The sequence below is a fragment of the Reichenbachiella agariperforans genome (assembly GCF_900142205.1).
Taxonomy (GTDB): Bacteria; Bacteroidota; Bacteroidia; order Cytophagales; family Cyclobacteriaceae; genus Reichenbachiella; species Reichenbachiella agariperforans.
Genome location: NZ_FRAA01000003.1, coordinates 322095 through 341653, shown reverse-complemented (window position 1 = coordinate 341653; position 19559 = coordinate 322095). Strand labels below are relative to the sequence as shown.

Below are 19559 nucleotides of genomic sequence, written 5' to 3'. Positions count from 1 at the left end.
AACGATTTATTTTTTGTTGACATCTATAGCATAGAAATGTCATTTCGTCTCGGAACTTGATTGAATTGCCTTATTTTTAGGGAAAATTTAATTATTTGAACAATAGATAATAACCGTTTTTTGGGACAGAAAAGCATCATCAGAATCAGACCAAACCAGCTCGTATTATGGCAATGCTTTGTGATGGCAGTGCTCAGTATGGTACATTTTGGGTCTCATGCACAGGATCAAAACTATTCTGAGTACAATTGGTTATTTGGTAACTCCACCGCTGGCATCACATTCAATAAGTCAGACGCTAGAGCACAACTAGACAATATCCAACAAATCCCATACGGGATAGGTGGAGGTGCTGTGATCACTAATCCAGTGACTGGAGACCTTATCTTCTACTCGGACGGTGAGCGTGTCTTTGACATCAATCATAACCCTCTTCCTGGTAATCCATTGTTGAATGGCAACCCTGCCATCAATCGATCTGCCGTGGTTTTTCCTCTTCCTTATAGTACGGGGCAGTACTACCTCTTTACCAACTCAGGGAGTGCGGGAGTCAACGAAATTCAATACAGCATCCTAGATAGAACACTGACTGGCAATGCTGTTGCGGGAGAGCCAGTCCTAGGAGATGTGAGTAGCCTCAACAATGGGACAGGTTTGGTAGATCCCTCAGAAGCCATGACCGTCATCAAGCAAGATGCAGATAACTATTGGCTAATTTCTCAGAACCGAACCACGCTAGAGTACCGAGTCACAGCGCTCAGCAGTGCCACGGGAGTGGGAGTCACGACTACTTTTGCCATAGGAACGGTTACTGACCCTGCTTATGAAGCGGCTAGTTTTGCCTATGACGAAATCAACGGACGTTTGGCGATCGCACCGAAGGAGGAAAATCGAAATGTCTATGTCATGGATTTGGATATAGCCACTGGTACCTTGATTTTCAATCGAGCTATTCGCAATACAGGTTTTAGTGATGGAACTGGCGAAGCAGTCTATGATCTAGAATGGTCTGCATCAGGGGATCAATTGTATATTTCTCGCTTTGGTAGTTCCGCAGAGGAGGGAGATTTGTACCAGTTTGATTTTAACGATACGGTAGAGACGGTTAATTCTATTTTGTTTCAGCCTGTCTTTAGAAGTTATGGGATACAAAGAGGACCAGATCAGAACATCTATCACCTCTATCAGCAGACCAGTGGTGATGCGATAGAGATCGGACGAATCATCGAGGCGGATAGTACTTATCACGAGGATAGCTTGTTTTTCAATGTGGGCTATGACAGTTTGGCTTTTGCCCCGTCCAATATCAATGGGCGTCAGTTTCCTGCTTTTGCCGCTCCACATTTCGAGATGTTCGATACGGTGTCTTTTTTCTTACTCGATACCTGTACTTCACAGTCTACCAAATTCTTTTCGATGGTAGAGCCCACGCCAGAAAGTTACGTTTGGGATTTTGGGACTGGAGACTCTTTGTCAGGTCCAGCGCCAGTTTATACTTTCCCAGCCGCAGGCACTTATTCCGTATCGCTGACTGTCACACTCAATGGAATCGAAGAATCATATACCCGAGTGGTGTCTATTACCGAAAATGACTTGGTGATCGATCTCGGTATGGATACGGTGAGATGTCCTGGCGAAGTGTTTACCTATGATGCGGGAGACGGAGGACTGACTTACGCATGGAATACGGGAGAGACGACCCAGACGATAGATGTAGATACTACGGGGATCTTTTCGGTGGCGGTAGAGACTGCTGCAGGCTGTCGTAGTTATGGCTATGTGCAGGTCGTCACCTATGAGGACGAGTCACAGTTTCGTAACCAATGGTACTTTGGAGAGAATGCAGGGATAGATTTTAATGATCCTAATGGTACGGTGGCTATTACTGATGCCAACCTCATGACTTCACCGCAGGCGGCATCTTCGGTTTCCGATCTCAACGGAGACCTGCTTTTTTATACGAATGGTGTGACAGTCTGGAACAAAGAACATCAAATTATGGTCAACGGCACCAATATAGGTGGAGACAGTACGTCGATGCAGGGGGCGATGATTATGCCTTTTCCTGGAGATAGTACGACTTTTTATGTCTTTACGAGTGATCCAGTCTATGGGGATAATACCTACAATATGCGGTATAGCATCGTTGATATGAAACAGGATGTGATGCGTGGCGCAGTGGTACAAAAGAACCTGCCATTCTTTACGAACAGTACTGAGCGGATGACTGGAGTGGGGCTGGGGCAGGGTTTATCTTGGTTGATCACGCATGAGTTTGGTAACAATCAATTCAAATCTTATCCCGTGACAGCTACTGGTATAGGCGAACCGTTGACTTCTGCTGCGGGGAGTGTACTGCGGTTAGATGAAGAGAAGAATGCAACTGCTGAGATGCAAGTCGCTCAGGCAGGTAACTACATCGCGATGGCGATTCAGGACACCAACGAAAATTACATAGAACTATTCGAAATCGATACTTTTGGTGTGGTGAGTCAAATCGCCAAGATAGATGTAGAGGAACCATTACCGGCACTGATCTATGGGGTAGAGTTTTCTTCTGGAGCTGAAAAGCTATATGTCACGACCCATTCAAACGGGTCAAAACTTCTGCAATATGACTTAGACAGTATCCAAGCGCCCACCGCCGAAGCAGACATCATGGCGACCAAGTATGAGCTAGGAGCCAGTGCAAGCTTGGAGTTTGGAGCATTGCAGACGGGAGCGGATGCTGTGATCTATATGGCCATCGAAGGACAGACGACTATCGGTACGATCAATAGCCCTGCAGCAGATGATGACTTGGCAGGGTTTGTCGTGGATGGATTTGATCTCGAAGGGCGCACAAGTAGGTTGGGACTACCCAATTTTGCGCAGACCGTACCTTTGACAGCCATGCAACCAGGAGCACTGGTCACTAATGCCTGTCTGGGACAAGAGACTATTTTTGATGGGTCAGGGACTTCTATTATAGATAATTATTTATGGACTTTTGATGACGGGACTTCTGCCGCAGTAGAGGATACGACACACTTATACAATCTAACGGGTACTTATAACGTGTCACTACAGGTGACGAATCGATGTGGTTTGGATACCACATTTTTGCAACCCGTGGAGGTTTTTGCCATACCGACCGCACCGACGGTAGAAGATGCTGTCACGCTCTGTAATGGACCAGTGATGCTAGAAGCATGGCCTAGCGATACAGCGGCATTTTCATATACTTGGTCTACAGGAGATACCACACGCCAAATAACAGTGACGCAGGCTTCCATTGTTTCAGTCTTTATCACAGACACCACGGGTTGTCAGTCAGATCCTAGAGAGTCTTTTGTAGATGATACCAGTCCAATTGTCAATTTGGGGCCAGATCAGATGATTTGTCAGGATGTAGTATTTGCTCCTTTGGATGCACAAAATCCAGGGTCAGCGTACACTTGGAGTTTGAATGCTACTCCAAATGGAAACACACTGAGCCAGCAAGAGGTAGATACTAGTGTGCCAGGAGTCTATTTGTACGAGGTGGAGGTTGTGGACATATTCAACTGTAGTACGATTGATGATATAGAACTCACAGTACAGCCTACACCTAATTATACTTTCACGCCGACTCCTACTACTGGCTGTGGCGCTACGGATGGTGCACTGAATATCGACATCACGGATGCGGGTAGCTTTACCTATGGATTGTCAGGGCCTGTATCGGTTACATCTACAGCAATCGCAGGGCCATCTGGGGATACCCAAATCGCTAATAATCTGAGTGGTGGTGGATATACCATCACAGTGACTAATACCGTTTCGGGGTGTGCCAACCCACAGCTTGCTACGGTAGCTGATGGAGGAACATTTACGCTGAGCGTAGCACCAGTACGAGGCTGCCCTGGTGATGGAGAGTTAGAAGTCACAGTGAATGCACCCGTTACTGCTAATGTAGATTATGAGCTTTTCGATGAAGTAGGTAATTCGATATTTGCATCAAGTGCTACTTTAGATGCAGCCAATCAGTTTGCGATTACCAATCTAGATTCTGGTACTTATTCTCTCGTGGTAGAGGGAGTCGATGGATTAGGGAATGTATGTGTCGGTACACTTGACGATATTCAGCTGGACGGGAACGAAAGAGCGGACTTCAGTGTCGATCCACAGTACATTTGTGGTACAGAGGGGCAGGTAGGGATTTTGCCCGTGACCGTCAATGCTGCCGATCCAGTGTTGTACTCTTGGACAGGACCCAATATCATAGGTTCGGCACAGGGAGACTCAGTTGTAGTCGGGACGGCAGGTAGTTATTTTGTGACCTCATCGAGTACAGGTTATTGTGATTATACCCAAGAGGTCATAGTGACGCAAAATGATTTACCAGAAGTTCAGATAGACGTGACGGGTAACGAGTGTGATGGGTCACTACTACTAGAGGCGAACATTACCAGTACGCTAGTGGGTAATCCGGCCTACGAATGGGATAATGGAAACCTAACTTCTCAACGCAATGTAACCAATACAGGTACCTATACTGTGAGCGTGTTGGATCAAGGGACAGGTTGTGTCAATACCGTGGACAGGACAGTAGATGTTTTTGATGAGCTCACTGTCTTTATAGCCGCAGATCCTAACTGTGACGATAATTCAGAAGTGTTTTTGAGTGCCTATGCCAGTATCTCTGAGGATGTGACTTTTACCTGGACAGACTTGAATGGTGAAGTGTTGTCTGAGACGGGTGCAGAGATATCCATAAGCGAGAGTGGTAGCTACTCGGTCAATGTGGCTTCTGATGTGAGTGTATGCCAAGCTGACGCGAGTATAGATGTAGCAGTGACTCCAATCGATGAAGACCAACTGACGATGTCTCCAAATGAGTCTTTTTGTAGTCAAGATCCAGATCCTCAGAATAGTGAAGTAGCTTTAGACCCAGGTGCATTTACATCCTATGTATGGACAATCATTAATGATACGGATGTCTTGGGTACGGATCGCATATTAGTCGTCAATACGCCAGGTGTTTATGAGGTAACTATAGGCAATGGGTTTAGCTGTATCAGAGATATTGTAGAGGTGTTTGACAATTGTGCTCCTATCATTTATGCGCCGAATGCCTTTGCTCCGAATGGAACGAATGATCAGTTTTTTGTTTATCCCAACGACTATGTCTCCAATTTTAGCATCAAGATTTATTCGAGATGGGGGGAGTTGGTGTACTATTCTGAAAATATCAACTTTAGATGGGATGGGTATTATCGTGGACAATTGCTACAAATGGGGACGTACGCCTACATTATGACATTCGAAAGTTCGCTCCAGCCCGAGAGAGGGCAAATCCAACAACGAGGAGGAGTGATGATTGTGCGCTAAAACTTTATGGTTCAGTTAATTAAAAATATTTGGCATGGTTCATGAAGGAGTGAGAGCGAATCAATTAAGAATATGGATGGAAAAGTATTTTTCAAAAAGTGTTTTATGGATTTTGATTTTTTTACTCTCTGCGTCTTTTCAGCCGGCAGAGTTGAGGTTCTTGCCTACTAAGTTAAAAATCACGGTACTCAATGAATTGGGTAATCCTGTAGAAGGAGCAGAGGTAACGGTTTTCGCGACGAAGGATGACTACAGAGCGGAAACGAATGCAGTGTTACCCACGGACAAGACGGATGAAAACGGACAGGTATTGTTCAAAGGACTCGATCCTATTCCGTATTACATTCATGCTGACAACAGTGGTCAGAGCAATATTGGTGCAGGGGTATTGACCTCTGAACTCAAAGAAGGAAGAATCAATAAAGTAAATACAGTCATTGGATAGAAAGGAATTAATCAGGCAGATTGAATCATATCAATCTGCTTACATAGAGGAATTAGCATATAAAAGGAGGTTTTTGGACCTCCTTTCTTTTGATAACTGTTTTGAGCGCAGTCTGTCATTTGGGCACATCACCGCGTCCGCATGGGTACTGAACCCGAACCGCGATGCTGTCATGCTCTTGCATCACAAGAAACTAGATCGATGGCTACAGCCTGGTGGTCATGCGGATGGTGATGAAGATGTCGTGCGTGTTGCACAAAAGGAGCTGTCGGAAGAGACCGGGTTGACGCAAGTGAAGTTGTTGAAGGACGGTATATTCGATCTGGATATCCATGCTATCCCTGCCCGTAAGGCTGATCTTGCACATGAGCATTATGATGTACGTTTTGTATTCGTAGCATTACAGCCCGACGAAATGAAAAAGAATGAGGAGTCCAATGATTTGGCTTGGATTCCGTTAGAGCAACTCGACGATTATGTAGCGGGCGAAGCGTCTATCTTGCGTATGTTAGAAAAATCAAAGCACTTATAAGTCAGAGCAATAGGTGAAAGCACTATTGTTCCCTACCAATCGGGCTTGTCGCTACTCTGGTTGTTGGTAGGTCTTCTGCGGTTTTGCTGGATGTATTGTATCTCGCTGTTTTTGAGTGCTTCTAGGATCATTTTTGCCTTTTCTTCGGAGATATTCATTTCTTTTAGCTTATCAGAGGTGCTAGGAGGGGCTTGTCCTTCTTGCTGTTCCTGCTCTTCATTTTCTTGCCCTTCTTGTGAATCAGTATTTTGCTGATCCTGCTGTTCTTCTTGATCGCCCTCTTGGCCTTCTTGGTTCTGCTGCTGTTCTTGCTCTTGGTCGTTTTCTCCTTCTTGCTGGTTTTCTTGGTTTTGATCTTGCTCACCATCTTCTCCTTCTTGGTCTTCGGATGATTGCTCATTTTGATCTTCGGACTCTTGGCTCTCACCGTCTTCGTTCTCTCCTTGTTGGTCGCCTTCTTGGTTTTCTTGATCTTGTTTCTCTTGATCCTTCTGATCTTCGTTTTCCTGTTGGTCGTCCTTGTTTTCTTGGTCTTGATCCTGGTCCTGCTGTTCCGTTAGTTTTTTCTTGATCAGTTCATAGTTGTAGCGTGCATCTTCATTGCGAGGATTGGCTTTGAGTGCTGATTTGAAAAAAGACAGTGCTTTTTGGAGTGTTTTGGGGTCGTTAGATAGCGCGCCGAGCTGCTGATAGGCAATTGATTTGAGTTCCTCGTTCTCGGAAAGAATGAGTTTCATATATTGGTTTTGTGCCTCTTCATTTTTTCCTAATTGGAAGTAACTGTGACCTAGATTGAGGACTGCATTTTCATCATCGATATTCATCGAGTCTATGAGGTAGGAGAACTTCTCAGCTGCGAGTGTATAGTTACCCGCTTTGAATGCCTTTTCGCCTTCTTTTTTGAGACCATTGACTTTGGCAACATCACTGCCATCTATCGTCCATGTCATCAGGAAAATGAAAACTAGCTTGATCATATCGTCATGGTTTTAGTTCTAACGAGTACGTCGAAAAGCAAAAGGACGATCGCGAGTGCTAGAAAGTAAAAGTACTTATTGGCCGATACATCGACTTGTTTGGCATCTCGTAGTTCCCCCTCTATGTCTCCTATGGTATTGATGAGTTTTTTGACATCATTTTGCTTGTCATTAATCTCGAAATAAATTCCGTTGGTTGACTTAGCTAGTTTTTTTAGAGAGGTCGCGTTGAGTTTTGAGATGACTTCTTGTCCTTGGTTGTCTTTTTTGAAACCGTTTCGGGTCATAATTTTACTACCTCGTGAGGTGCCGATTCCTAGTGTGAAAAGCTTGATTCCTTCATCTTCTACTTTTTTGGCGATTGATTCGGTGTTTTCCCCGAAATCTTCCCCGTCACTGATGAGGATGATGATCTTTGATTTTTGTCTGCTGACGGTGTTTTCTTCGTCCGTGATTTTTTCTAGGGCCATACCCAGAGGAGGTCCAAAATCTGTACCCGTATTGGGTACTAGAGAGGTGTTCAGTGTTTCGATAAAGAGACCCAAGGCACTCTTGTCATAAGTCAGAGGGCACTGTACATAAGCTTCATTTGAGAACATGATCAAACCGATGCGATCCGAGCTAAATGCCTGAACGATCTCATTCAGTTCAAATTTTATTTTTTCTAACCGAGAAGGCTGGATGTCAAAGGCGTTCATGGACTGGGATAAATCCACACAGATGAAGATGTCTTTGCCTACAGATTTGATCTCTTTTTGACTGTGACCAAATGAGGGCCCCATCAAAGCAACGATAAATAGTGAGAAATAGAGGGTACGTAGTACTACTTTGTAAAACACCCTACGGTAGCTACTCTGGAGTGCACGAGCAGCATTGACCGCTCTCACGATGTAGGCGATGTATAACAATCCGAAGAGTAAGATGAAGACAATCTCCAAGGTACCGAGTGTACCATTCCAAACCATATGCTGACGCTGTTTTTAGATTCTGACAAATATAATTATCGGCTCAGCAAGCCCAAATCATCCGTGCGCTATTTAACAATTTTTAGCATTTGATTGTCTGAGAGGAAGAAATGACCGTACTAGTATACGCTACAGCTTCACACCGAATTTTTCTCCGAGTTCGTTTAGATCCGCGATGACAGCATCCAATACAGGGATGCCGTTTTTCAAACGTTCTGCCTCCATACCTCGCTCATAGTCTCCAGGGATTTGGACTGGTACATTAGGATCGATAGGCGTAGTTTGTCGGAACCTTGCGACCCATTGGTCCATGTGCTGAAGGAATTCTTCCTTAGGTCTAAAAGCATCTACGCGCATGGCTCCAAAGAAGTGTCCAAGTCCTTCGCCTACAGGATCAGCAACTGGGTCGATGAAACTCACGAAAGGAGGTACCCACGGGCCATAGTTGGCACCCGACAGTACTGCCGAAAAAATATCAACAATAGAACCTAGAATGTATCCCTTGTGAGAGGCGTGTTCGCGATCTCCGCCGAGAGGTAGCAGTGCGCCCCCCTCTTTGACCCCATGCGCATTTGAGGTAGGTGTACCATCTCCGTCTTGGATCCAGCCGAGAGGAGCATCTTCTTTTTTGCGTTGTAAAACTTCTAGTTTGCCATTGGCTGCTGTCGTAGTTGCCATATCCGCGATGAAAGGCGTCTCGTTGAGCGTAGGGATTGCCACAGATATTGGATTAGTACCCAACATACGTTCTTTTCCAAAAGTAGGAGCGACGAGGGGGCTTGCATTGGTGAGCGATATACCGATCATGTCCTCTTCGAGAGCCATCATGGAGTGAAATCCTGCGATTCCGTAGTGGTTTGAATTCTTGACACTGACCCATCCCGTACCGACTTGTTTAGCTTTGTCTATGGCTACCTGCATCGCACGCGGACCTGCCACGAGCCCTAGTGCAGCATCTGCATCGATCGTTGCGGTAGAAGGGGTTTCATGTACGATTTGGATGTTAGGCTTGGCATTGATGCGGTCTACTTCCCATAACCTGACGTATCCTTTGAGTCGAGCAATTCCATGAGAATCGACTCCTCTGATATCTGCACTGATGAGCACGTCGGCAGCACTAGCAGCGAGTTCTTCGGTGTGACCGATAGCAATGAATATTTTTTTGGCGAATGTATGTAGTTGTTCGTAGCTATACATATTTACTTGATTTTAGTCGGGAGTCCGTGATAGAGTACGCCTTCCTTGAGGGCAAATGGGGAGATTTTGATTTGATCAAACCCGCAGTTATCGAGTACGTTATGCGTGACGATGGATGCACCGACAATCATATCAACTCTCAATTCTATCATGCCCGGTATGGCTAAACGCTCTTGTTTGTTTTTAGCGATCAGCTCTTGGTGAATGGACTCAAAAAGTTCTTTGCTTAAGGTTGGTTTTTTGGTAAGGTTGGGCTGTGTTTTTTTTGATTGTATGTCCCAAAAAGTATCAAAAGAGCCAGAGGATCCGATGAGGTATTGGGCATTAAATTTTTCACTCATAGAGAAAACTTCCTGCAAGGTCTCTGTAATGAATGCGTCGAGATCATCGGCTTCTTGTGTTGTGATAGGGTCCGATTTGTGAAATTGATCGATGAGTCGCTGACCACCGATCTCGTAGCTCCTGAGCCAGAGTATGTCGTGCGCATCGGCTAGGATAAATTCGATACTCCCACCGCCGATATCCATGATGAGAGCAGGTTCTTGGATGTCAATAAATTCTTTGACGCCTTGATAGATCAAAAAGGCCTCTTCATCTCCTGACAGGACTTGGATTTCTATCCCAGTTGTTTCTCTGATAGCATCGATGAATTCCTGTTTGTTTTCCGCATTTCGAACCGCGCTGGTGGCTGTAGCGGTGGTTTCGGATACTTCGTATTCTTTGAGTTTTGTACGAAAACGTGATAGCGTTTCTATGGCTCTTTCCATAGCATCATCAGATATGAACCCCTTGCTGATTCCGTTTTTTCCTATGCGAACGGCTACTTTCTCCTTATGTAGTATTTGGTTGTTGTTTGACCGATCTACGATCAGCAGGTGGAACGTATTGGTTCCGATATCTATGACCCCTTCTCTCATGTTCTTCAAAAATTCGGGCTAATTTATGAAATAAATTGATCTTAGAGATGGACTGAGGGAGACTTGTTGCGGCATGGGAGAAATGTTTGTCGGACTACTTATATTTGATAGAAGACTAAACCCAAACAGCATGAATCTAAAGACCGAAGAAGAAAAAATCGATTATCTCGAAAAGCTGAATCGAGAGGCAGAATTAGGTGGAGGAGAGAAACGTATTGCGGCACAGCATGCCAAAGGAAAGTTGACGGCCAGAGAACGTGTAGAGCTACTGTTGGATGACGGTACTTTTCAGGAGATTGGCAAATTGGTGGTTCATAGAGCAGCTGATTTTGGTCTCGATAAACAGAAGATATTAGGGGATGGTGTGGTGACTGGCTATGGCAATGTCAATGGACGTTTGGTCTATATATATAGTCAAGATTTCACTGTGTTTGGAGGGTCTCTATCTGAAACTCATGCGGAGAAGATTGTCAAGATCATGGATTTAGCTCTTCAAAACGGTGCCCCCATCATTGGTCTCAATGACTCAGGAGGCGCTAGGATACAGGAGGGGGTAGACTCCCTAGGGGGCTATGCAGATATTTTCTTTAAGAATACGATGGCTTCTGGCGTGGTGCCTCAGATTTCTGCAATCATGGGGCCTTGTGCTGGGGGAGCGGTGTACTCGCCAGCCATTACGGATTTTGTATTTATGGTGGAGAATAGTTCTTACATGTTCGTAACAGGACCTAATGTGGTAAAAACAGTGACGCAAGAAGTCGTGACGGCTGAAGAACTCGGTGGTGCATCCGCGCATAGTGTCAAGAGTGGTGTGACGCATTTTGCCAGTACAAATGAAGTGGAGTGTTTGAGGAGTATCAAACGACTACTGAGTTTTATTCCGCAGAATTGTGAGGAGTCGGTAGGGGAAGTACCCTACGTGATCTCCGAAGAGAAACGTCCCAAGTTGAATCAAATCATACCAGCCAATCCCAACCAGCCCTATGATATTAAGGAGGTGATCATGGAGGTGGTTGACGAGAATGATTTTTTCGAAGTGCATCAAAACTATGCTGAAAATATCGTCGTAGGGTTTGCCCGAGTAGCGGGGAGGAGTATTGGGATAGTAGCTAATCAGCCACAGAGTTTGGCGGGTGTACTGGACATAGATGCGAGCAAAAAGGCCGCTCGGTTTGTACGTTTCTGTGATTGTTTTAACATTCCGTTGGTTGTATTCGAAGATGTGCCGGGCTTTTTGCCAGGTACGGATCAGGAATGGAACGGCATCATTAGCAACGGTGCTAAGTTGCTGTTTGCGTTTTGTGAAGCGACTGTACCACGGATTACAGTCATCACGCGAAAGGCTTATGGAGGAGCCTATGATGTGATGAACTCGAAGCATATCGGGGCAGACCTGAATTTTGCATGGCCGACTGCTGAAATAGCTGTGATGGGCGCAAAAGGTGCTTCGGAGATTATTTTCAAATCCGAAATCAAATCCGCTTCTGATCCTGAGGCTAAGCTGAATGAGAAAGTAGAGGAGTACACAGACAAGTTTGCCAATCCCTATATCGCTGCGAGTCGGGGCTTTATCGATGAGGTGATTGTTCCTGAGAATACACGACTAAAATTGATCGCAGGCCTGCGCATGTTAGAAAATAAAGTGGCTACTTTGCCCAAGAAAAAACACGGAAATATACCCTTGTAAGATATGAATGAGAATAGTAAGAAGTTTTTGTACAAATATTTAGATAATCCTTCACCTACTGGTTTTGAATCTTCTGGACAGAAGATCTGGTTGGAATATATGAAGTCATATACCGATGATTATATCACGGATACCTATGGTTCGGTAGCGGCGATCATCAACCCTGAGGCCAAATACAAGGTAGTCATAGAAGCACATGCCGATGAAATCTCTTGGTTCGTCAACTATATCACAGATGAAGGGTACATCTATGTGGTGAGAAATGGCGGGTCGGATCATCAAATCGCACCTTCTAAGCGAGTCAATATCTTCACAGACAAAGGAATTGTCAAAGGTGTATTTGGGTGGCCTGCCATCCACGTGCGCAAAGATAAAAACGAGAAGAATCCTGCGATGGATAATATCTTCATCGATGTAGGATGTGAGAGCAAAAAGGAAGTTGATGAGCTAGGAATCAAAGTGGGCAATGTCATTACATTCGATGATGAACTGATGGAACTCAATGGTAAATATCTCTGTGGAAGAGCTTTGGACAACCGCATAGGAGGGTTTATGATTGCCGAGGTGGCACGTAAGCTTAAAGAAAACAAAGTAGAGTTGCCATTTGGGCTTTATATCGTCAATGCGGTGCAGGAAGAGATCGGCCTCAGAGGAGCTGAAATGATGGCCGCTCGAATCAAACCTAATGTAGCGATCATCACCGACGTGTGTCATGATACGCACTCACCGATGTACGACAAGAAGCTCGATGGAGATCAGAAAGCTGGAAAAGGCCCCGTCTTGTCCTTTGGTCCTGCTGTTCAGAATAACTTACTGAAGATGATCATGGACGTGTCCGAATCTAAGGAGATACCTTATCAGCGTGCGGCTTCTTCACGATCTACTGGAACGGATACGGACGCCTTTGCTTACAGTGGAGAGGGGATTGCTTCGGCATTGATCTCATTGCCGATCAAGTATATGCATACGACGGTAGAAACGGCTCATCTTGATGATGTGGAGCATGTTATCAACCTGATGTACGAGTTCTTGGTGCAGTTATCTGAGGGACATGATTTCAGCTATTTAAAATAGAGCTATCAAGGGTTTGGGCAGTAGCCAAAATCTAAAAGAGCCGATGAATGTGAGTTCATCGGCTCTTTTAGATTAAATAGTTGTTTTGCGTGAGACTGACTTAGTCTTCTAGTTTGATGAAACTAAACTCGCGTAGAAATTTTTGTGCTTCTTGGAGGTTTTGGAATTCGTAGTTCTTGATCTCTCCTTCGTTGCTATGAAGTACGAGCTTTACTAGTACTACTTTTTTCTTGCCTGTCAAGTCTATGAACTGCGTATGTTCGTCGATGTTGAAATCATCTTCGGATTTTTCTGTAGACAGCTTGACGGTTTTACGTTTGACACGTTTGCAGTAGGAGCATTTATAGTGCTTGATCAATTCCCCGTCTTCTTCGTTAGAGGCTTCCTTAGCGATCTCTTCTTTTTCCAATTTGAGAGTCTGGAAACCACAGCGATCACACTCCATGGCACTGAGTCGACCTTCATATTTTTCAATTTGGGTATCCCCAGTTTCAGTATCGATCCATACGTCATAGTCTACAGAGAAAACGTCTTCCTCTGCCTGCATACCTTCGTCCAAGTAGGCATCCTCTTCTTCTTCGCTGAGAAGTTTCATTTCATTGCCATTCTTTGGATTGATACGGTGGGTGTATCTGTATTTTTTGAGCTTTTTGGCTTGAACGCTGGGGTAGTAGTATTTGAGCATTAGTTGCGCTACATAGCCATACAATACGCCAAAACACGCGGAGATAAAGAAGCGAATAAAAAACCATACAAAGCTCAATAGAACCGTTTCTTGTTTGTAGGTATTACAAATGAAAAATACGCCCAAACCGATTGCAGCATGCGTGATGAATAGGTAGTTGTATTCATACTTACTGACGAAATCGTATTTGGCTTTGAAAGCTTTTTTGCTGGAGAGTCTTAGTCTGTAGAAAGTATAGATGAGCACCCCTAAGAGAACCGATGAGGGCGCTAAAATGTACATAATTCTTTGCCACTCGGTAATAAAATTAATTAGGCCTTCACTCATGGTATTCGTTTTTCAGTTGATTTTAAAATTTGTATGCTATTTATTCTAATAAATATAGAGGAGAATGCGTTATTGGAGAACCATTGTTTGAAAAAGTAGTTTAACTATTTTAAATAAAGGCACACTTTTTGAATCTGTCGTAAAGAATCCTTGAATTCTGCTAGATTAGTTGTATTCATGCCTTGTTTTTGATACTATATCTTCAATATCCTTACGTTATTGATAAATTGAAAGAGTATCTTTTGGTAAAGAATCCATCAACAATTGAATAATTTTATTTTATGAGAAGCACTTGTTTATTTCTGGTACTGGCTATGCTGTTCTTACAGTCTTGTTTGAAGATTGAGAGTACGAGCTCTAGCGACCATGAAATAGATAGTGTGTCAGTAGATAATATGGTGACTGGCCTAGCTGCGCAACAAGACCAAGGCTATACTTCCCTGACGGGTAAAAGGCTACTCAGTCCTGAACTCGATCGATGGTCTCTCATGAAACGAGAAAATGAATTAGAAGAAGCCTATCAAAACTATCTGAGTTATCCAGATAGTCTGCCAATGATATACTGGTATGGTCGTCGGTTGTCTTACCTGTACCGATACCACGAGTCGATCCAAGTGTACACTGCGGGTTTGTCTAAGTTCCCAGAGTCTTACGACTTATATCGGCATAGAGGTCACCGATATCTAACCGTTCGTGATATAGACCATGCGATAGATGATCTCGAGAAGGCCGTATTTTATGTCCGGGATTTACCGACTATCATGGAAGATGATGTGGTGCAAAACGAAAGAAATATCCCGCGCAGTTCTGTTCAGTTCAATATCTGGTATCACTTGGGTTTAGCATATTACATCAAAGGAAACTTTGATAAGGCGGTCTCGGCTTATAAGAAATGCATGTTAGTGGCGGATAACCATGATATGCTCGTCTCAGCGACGCATTGGTTGTATATGACGTATCAGAAAATAGGGAATACTCCCGCTGCAGAAAGGTTGCTAGAACCTATTACCCCGAAGATGAACATTGTGGACAATGAGAGTTATCATCAACTGCTGCTGATGTACAAGGGGTTATATGAACCCGAAAAAATCTATAATGTTCAAGATACCGATGGCGAAATCTCTCAGCTCACTCTGGGCTATGGTGTGGGTAATTGGTATTACAATCACGGCAAGCCCGAACAAGCGATAGAGGTATTCGAGAAGATGATGGAAAGCCCGTATTGGCAGGCTTTCGGGTATCTGGCAGCCGAGGTAGAGTTAGCGAACCATACCGCTGTAGCAGGCTAGCCTATCGTTACTTCTATATCGTTGGATTTGGCATGGCTGACACATAGCAGGACGTATCCTTCTTCTTTTTCACTATCAGTCAGACCATCTGCATTACCTTTATCAATCTCCCCTTTGACTAATTTCCCTCTACAGGCAGTACATAGTCCACTTTGACATGAATATGGCATGTCTATCCCGTCATCTAGTCCTGCTTCTAAGATAGACTTAGAGTTAGGAACCATCACTTGGTGTGACTCACCGTCTAGATTGATGGTGACGAGTTTGTCCGCAGAGTCATCGATCACCACCTCAGTAGCACTAGCTGGTGTGAAACTCTCCTTGTGTATGATCTCTTGAGGGATATTGAGTCCTTCCAATGATTCCAATACGATATTCATCATAGGCTCTGGTCCGCAGGTCATGTATTGGACATTGGTGTATTGCTCATCCTGTGACTTGTCTAGGACTTCTTTGATGATGTCCTTGGTTAGGTATCCACTGTATCCGCTCCAGTCAGTAGGTGCAGTCTCTAGGCAGTGAATGACCTGTAGTCGGTCTCCATGCTCCGCTTTTAGTGCTTCGAGTTTGGATTTAAAAATAATGCTTTCCTCATCTCTATTGGCGTAGAGTAGGGTTACTTTGCTGTTCGGTTCGAGTTTTAAGGTTGTTTTGGCGATAGACATCAAAGGCGTGATACCGCTACCTCCTCCGAATAGGAACAAATGCTTTTTGCCTTCTGGTTTGATTTCAATCACAAAACTGCCCATAGGTGCCATGACCTCTATGGTGTCACCTGCTTTGAATGTGTCACTGACGTGGTTGGACATGCGTCCACCTTCTACACGTTTGATCGTGACGGTAGGGGATTCGTTGTACGCGGAGCTACTGGATAGCGAATAGGCTCTACGGATTTTTTTACCATCTATAGTTGATATCAATGTGAGGTATTGTCCAGGTTGATATTGGATAGCACCAGAAGCAGGTTCTTCAAAAACGACGCTCACTGCGTCTTTGGTTTCTTTCACGACTTCTTTGATCGTGAGTTGAAGATTCGTCGAATCTATAGTACTTTTTGTTTTCTTCTTGAATAAACCGAACATGCGTATTTGTTATGGTGATATAGATAGGGCAAAAGTAAGCACGGAATGCTAGAAATCAAGTGCTTTGTTTGTTCTGTGCCGTGTCACATTTGTCACAGCCTCCTGCACACCCAGCAGATGCATCTGATTTGAGAATGAACTTCTTGACCAGAAACCAAAGAGCTCCTAAGAATAAAGCCAGAACGATGAGATTTTGGATCATAATAGTACTACCAGTTTTTATTGATAACGGCCAATAGTTCGTTATGGATGTGTCCAGTGGCGACTATTTCCCTCTTGAACAGAAAGTCTTTTCCTCCAGCGAAGTTCGTGACTTGACCTCCCGCTTCTTGTACAATTAGTGCTCCTGCGGCTACATCGTAGGAGTTTAGGTTGTACTCAAAAAATGCTTCGTATCGACCGATGGCTGTGTACACCAAATCTATCGCAGCACTACCCATTCGTCGCAGACCATGTGACTCTTGCATCAAGTGGCGCAAGATGCTGATATAGCTATCCATTTTTTCAAAATTGTAATAGGGAAAGCCTGTAGCAATCAAGCTATTAGCGATCAGATTAGTAGGGGAGACCTGTATGGGCTGACCGTCTTGGTATGCACCGCCACCCTGGTAGGCATGAAAACATTCTCCCTGACCTATGTCATAAACCACACCAATCAGCAACTCTTCGCCTCGTGCAAGTGCGATACTGGTAGAGTAACAAGGCAATCCATGAATGAAGTTGGTCGTGCCATCTAGCGGGTCTATGATCCATTTGAGTTCTCGATCGTCCTCTTCTATGGTGTTTTCTTCGGTGATAAAACCAGCATCTGGTAGAATGTCCTTGAGACCCGTAACGATCATTTTTTCGGCTTCCTTATCTACATAGGATACCAAATCATTTTTGCCTTTTTCTTCGATTTTGGAGGTGTCAAAGCTCTCACCTTCTTTTTTGATAAAGGCACCTGTGGCGATGGATAGCTTGACTACTTCTTGGGTGATGTGTTTTAGATTCATTTTCCTGCTACGACGATGACGATTTCTCCTTTTACTTTTTTCTCTCCAAAGTGTTCCATGATCTCAGTTAGCGTCCCTCGGACAGTTTCTTCGTGGATTTTGGTGATCTCTCTGCTGACCGATGCCTGACGATCAGCGCCCAATACTTCGGCCAATTGGCCCAGTGCTTTGACGATACGGTGAGGAGATTCATAAAATATCATCGTACGGGTCTCCTCTGCCAATGCATCCAGTCTCGTTTTCCGTCCTTTCTTCTGTGGTAAAAAGCCTTCGAATACAAAGCGATCAGCGGGCAATCCAGAATTGACCAACGCTGGCACGAAAGCCGTCGGGCCAGGTAGGCACTCTACGCGCAGATCCTCTTGGATGCAAGCTCGCACAAGTAGAAAACCAGGATCACTGATAGCAGGTGTACCCGCATCAGAGATTAAAGCCATCTTTTGTCCATTCTTCATCGCATCGGTGAGCTGCTGTAGCATGTTGTGCTCATTGTGAATGTGGTAGCTTTTGAGTGGCTTTTTGATCTCAAAATGCTTCAAAAGAACTCCACTAGTTCTCGTGTCTTCGGCCAGAATTACATCGACCGTTTTGAGTGTTTCGAGCGCACGGAGGGTGATGTCCTGTAGGTTGCCAATCGGCGTAGGGACCAAATAAAGGGAGGAATCGAAGTTCATAGTTATTATAATTGATCGATAGCGTCTGCTAGCGCTTTGTCTTTGTCGGTGATGGTGCTGCCCGCATCGTGCGTACAGAGTTGGATGGTCACTTTGTTGTATACATTGGACCACTCTGGGTGATGCTCCATTTTTTCTGCAACGATAGCGACTTTGGTCATGAAGCCAAAAGCCTCCGTGAAGTTTTTGAAAGTGAATATTTTGACGAGTTTGTTGTCTTCTTCGTACCACATAGTTTTAGGGTTTTATGTATAACCTAAAAATACAATCTTTTAAGGGAACTGGACAACTGGCTGGTGCTAATTCAGTACAAAGACATCGAATAGATCCACGACTTTGCCAAAGGATTTATTCTTCCATTGATGTGTGCTAGTTGGATTTTTAAAGGGGAGAGAGGCAGGGGAGCGATAAGGCTTTGTGCGTACGGCTCTTGTATATGTGGAATCAAGTGTTTATCATCGTGCCAGCATTTTGAGAAACCAATAACTAACCCAAAAGTTACCCTTCTAGTAAGGGATATCAACCTGTAACTTTTAATAAATGCTTATTTTAAAAACCAACTACCAACCCACCTTATACAAGGTATAAGCAAGGTGGCTGCACTCGTAGCAATTCTATTCATTCAATTTTCCTGTGAAGAAAGAGTGGCGCCAGATTCTCAGATGGACATAGTCCAGTATGGGATGGAAAGACCTCTGGATCTAGATAATTATGAACCTACTGGTAGCATCATATAGATGGTTTGCTTGATAAAGCTGCGTTTTATACCTACATACCCACCCAAGAGTCTAAGTGAACGTGCAGAATGGTATGGGGGACACAGGAGATCACGGTAGAGAAGAGAGGTGCTAGATTAAACTTTACGCTAGAAAATTTCATCTAAAAAATAAGGCCGTTTAGTAATAAACGGCCTTTAAATAAACTTACAATGAAAAGAATATCAATGGTTCTGTTCATCCTCGTGACTTTGGTCTCATGTTCGGATGAAGAATATTTTGACGGGTATGTAGGCCCCTTATCTTTAGAGTATTTGTCACGAGATTTTCAAGGAGGTGATGAAGTGTATGTTCCTTTGTTTCTTCGCGTGTCAGCAGGGAAGTTAGATAGAGTGGAAGTGACATTGGGTTCTTTTATCGCTAACCCCAGTGTAGAAGAGCAAGTGACCAATTACGATTTTCAGACCTTATACTCAAATAAGAAATTGGACACTTTGATCTATCGTTTTGTACTGCCGGATCAGGTAGATCCTACTCCTGCCAATGAAGAGTTGAGATTGGTTATACGTGCCATAGGAAATGGATCAACTGGTAGTGTTGATTTCACTTTGAAGCCTCTCAAATGATAACAGTAATGGGATATTG

General features: G+C 44.1%; 17 protein-coding genes. 7 read left to right on the top strand and 10 right to left on the bottom strand.

All coding sequences use genetic code 11. The annotated features are described in order from the left end of the window. The first annotated feature begins 120 nt into the window (after positions 1–120). The 3 genes from BUB99_RS10635 (at position 121) to BUB99_RS10625 (ending at position 6329) form a co-directional block, all read left to right on the top strand. Complete coding sequence (locus tag BUB99_RS10635; RefSeq protein WP_073122310.1) at positions 121–5352, top strand: PKD domain-containing protein; 5232 nt, start codon at positions 121–123, stop codon at positions 5350–5352. A gap of 34 nt (positions 5353–5386) precedes the next feature. Further along, positions 5387–5797: a carboxypeptidase-like regulatory domain-containing protein gene (locus BUB99_RS10630; protein WP_084190502.1), complete on the top strand. Its 411-nt coding sequence runs from the start codon at positions 5387–5389 to the stop codon at positions 5795–5797. 73 nt (positions 5798–5870) lie between these two features. Next, positions 5871–6329, top strand: a complete 459-nt coding sequence (locus tag BUB99_RS10625; protein ID WP_245816826.1) for an NUDIX hydrolase — start codon at positions 5871–5873, stop codon at positions 6327–6329. A 32-nt stretch (positions 6330–6361) separates the two neighbouring features. On the opposite strand, the gene BUB99_RS10620 is transcribed toward BUB99_RS10625, so the two are convergent. From BUB99_RS10620 to BUB99_RS10605, 4 genes are all read right to left on the bottom strand, one after another. Continuing rightward, the gene (locus BUB99_RS10620) at positions 6362–7306 is read right to left on the bottom strand and encodes a tetratricopeptide repeat protein (RefSeq protein WP_073122306.1); all 945 of its coding nucleotides are present in this window, start codon (positions 7304–7306) and stop codon (positions 6362–6364) included. After that, positions 7303–8271: a vWA domain-containing protein gene (locus tag BUB99_RS10615; RefSeq protein WP_073122304.1), complete on the bottom strand. Its 969-nt coding sequence runs from the start codon at positions 8269–8271 to the stop codon at positions 7303–7305. Before BUB99_RS10615 ends, BUB99_RS10620 begins: the two co-directional genes overlap by 4 nt. Before the next feature lie 129 nt (positions 8272–8400). Continuing rightward, positions 8401–9468 carry an Ldh family oxidoreductase gene (locus BUB99_RS10610; protein WP_073122302.1) on the bottom strand — a complete coding sequence of 356 codons (1068 nt, stop codon included), beginning with the start codon at positions 9466–9468 and terminating at the stop codon, positions 8401–8403. A gap of 2 nt (positions 9469–9470) precedes the next feature. Next, positions 9471–10385, bottom strand: coding sequence for a Ppx/GppA phosphatase family protein (locus BUB99_RS10605; protein WP_073122300.1), 915 nt, complete (start codon positions 10383–10385; stop codon positions 9471–9473). 130 nt (positions 10386–10515) lie between these two features. Between BUB99_RS10605 and BUB99_RS10600 the strand changes: the two genes are divergently transcribed. Further along, a complete protein-coding gene (locus BUB99_RS10600) occupies positions 10516–12072 on the top strand; it encodes an acyl-CoA carboxylase subunit beta (protein WP_073122299.1) in 1557 nt (518 codons plus the stop codon). Between the two features lie 3 nt (positions 12073–12075). Next, a complete protein-coding gene (locus BUB99_RS10595) occupies positions 12076–13146 on the top strand; it encodes a M42 family metallopeptidase (RefSeq protein ID WP_073122297.1) in 1071 nt (356 codons plus the stop codon). A gap of 100 nt (positions 13147–13246) precedes the next feature. Here the strand turns inward: BUB99_RS10595 and BUB99_RS10590 are convergent, their stop codons facing one another. Then, entirely contained in the window at positions 13247–14158 is a 912-nt protein-coding gene (locus tag BUB99_RS10590; RefSeq protein WP_139280972.1) for a hypothetical protein, read from the bottom strand. A 281-nt stretch (positions 14159–14439) separates the two neighbouring features. On the opposite strand from BUB99_RS10590, the gene BUB99_RS10585 reads away from it, so the two are divergent. Then, on the top strand, positions 14440–15447 hold the full coding sequence (locus BUB99_RS10585) for a tetratricopeptide repeat protein (protein ID WP_084190501.1): 1008 nt from the start codon (positions 14440–14442) through the stop codon (positions 15445–15447). Here the strand turns inward: BUB99_RS10585 and BUB99_RS10580 are convergent. Genes BUB99_RS10580 through BUB99_RS10560 form a run of 5 tightly spaced genes read right to left on the bottom strand, consistent with a single transcriptional unit; the run spans position 15444 to position 18431 of the window. Next, positions 15444–16529, bottom strand: a complete 1086-nt coding sequence (locus BUB99_RS10580; protein WP_073122292.1) for a ferredoxin--NADP reductase — start codon at positions 16527–16529, stop codon at positions 15444–15446. The genes BUB99_RS10585 and BUB99_RS10580 overlap by 4 nt on opposite strands. A 55-nt stretch (positions 16530–16584) precedes the next feature. Further along, positions 16585–16731: a FeoB-associated Cys-rich membrane protein gene (locus BUB99_RS10575; protein ID WP_084190500.1), complete on the bottom strand. Its 147-nt coding sequence runs from the start codon at positions 16729–16731 to the stop codon at positions 16585–16587. A 7-nt stretch (positions 16732–16738) separates the two neighbouring features. After that, on the bottom strand, positions 16739–17524 hold the full coding sequence (locus tag BUB99_RS10570; protein ID WP_073122290.1) for an inositol monophosphatase family protein: 786 nt from the start codon (positions 17522–17524) through the stop codon (positions 16739–16741). Continuing rightward, complete coding sequence (gene rsmI / locus BUB99_RS10565; protein WP_073122288.1) at positions 17521–18198, bottom strand: 16S rRNA (cytidine(1402)-2'-O)-methyltransferase; 678 nt, start codon at positions 18196–18198, stop codon at positions 17521–17523. Before rsmI ends, BUB99_RS10570 begins: the two co-directional genes overlap by 4 nt. A 5-nt stretch (positions 18199–18203) precedes the next feature. Then, positions 18204–18431 carry a 4a-hydroxytetrahydrobiopterin dehydratase gene (locus BUB99_RS10560; protein WP_073122286.1) on the bottom strand — a complete coding sequence of 76 codons (228 nt, stop codon included), beginning with the start codon at positions 18429–18431 and terminating at the stop codon, positions 18204–18206. A gap of 695 nt (positions 18432–19126) precedes the next feature. Here BUB99_RS10560 and BUB99_RS10555 point away from each other — a divergent pair. Continuing rightward, a complete protein-coding gene (locus BUB99_RS10555; RefSeq protein WP_139280971.1) occupies positions 19127–19540 on the top strand; it encodes a hypothetical protein in 414 nt (137 codons plus the stop codon). The last annotated feature ends 19 nt before the right edge of the window (positions 19541–19559 follow it).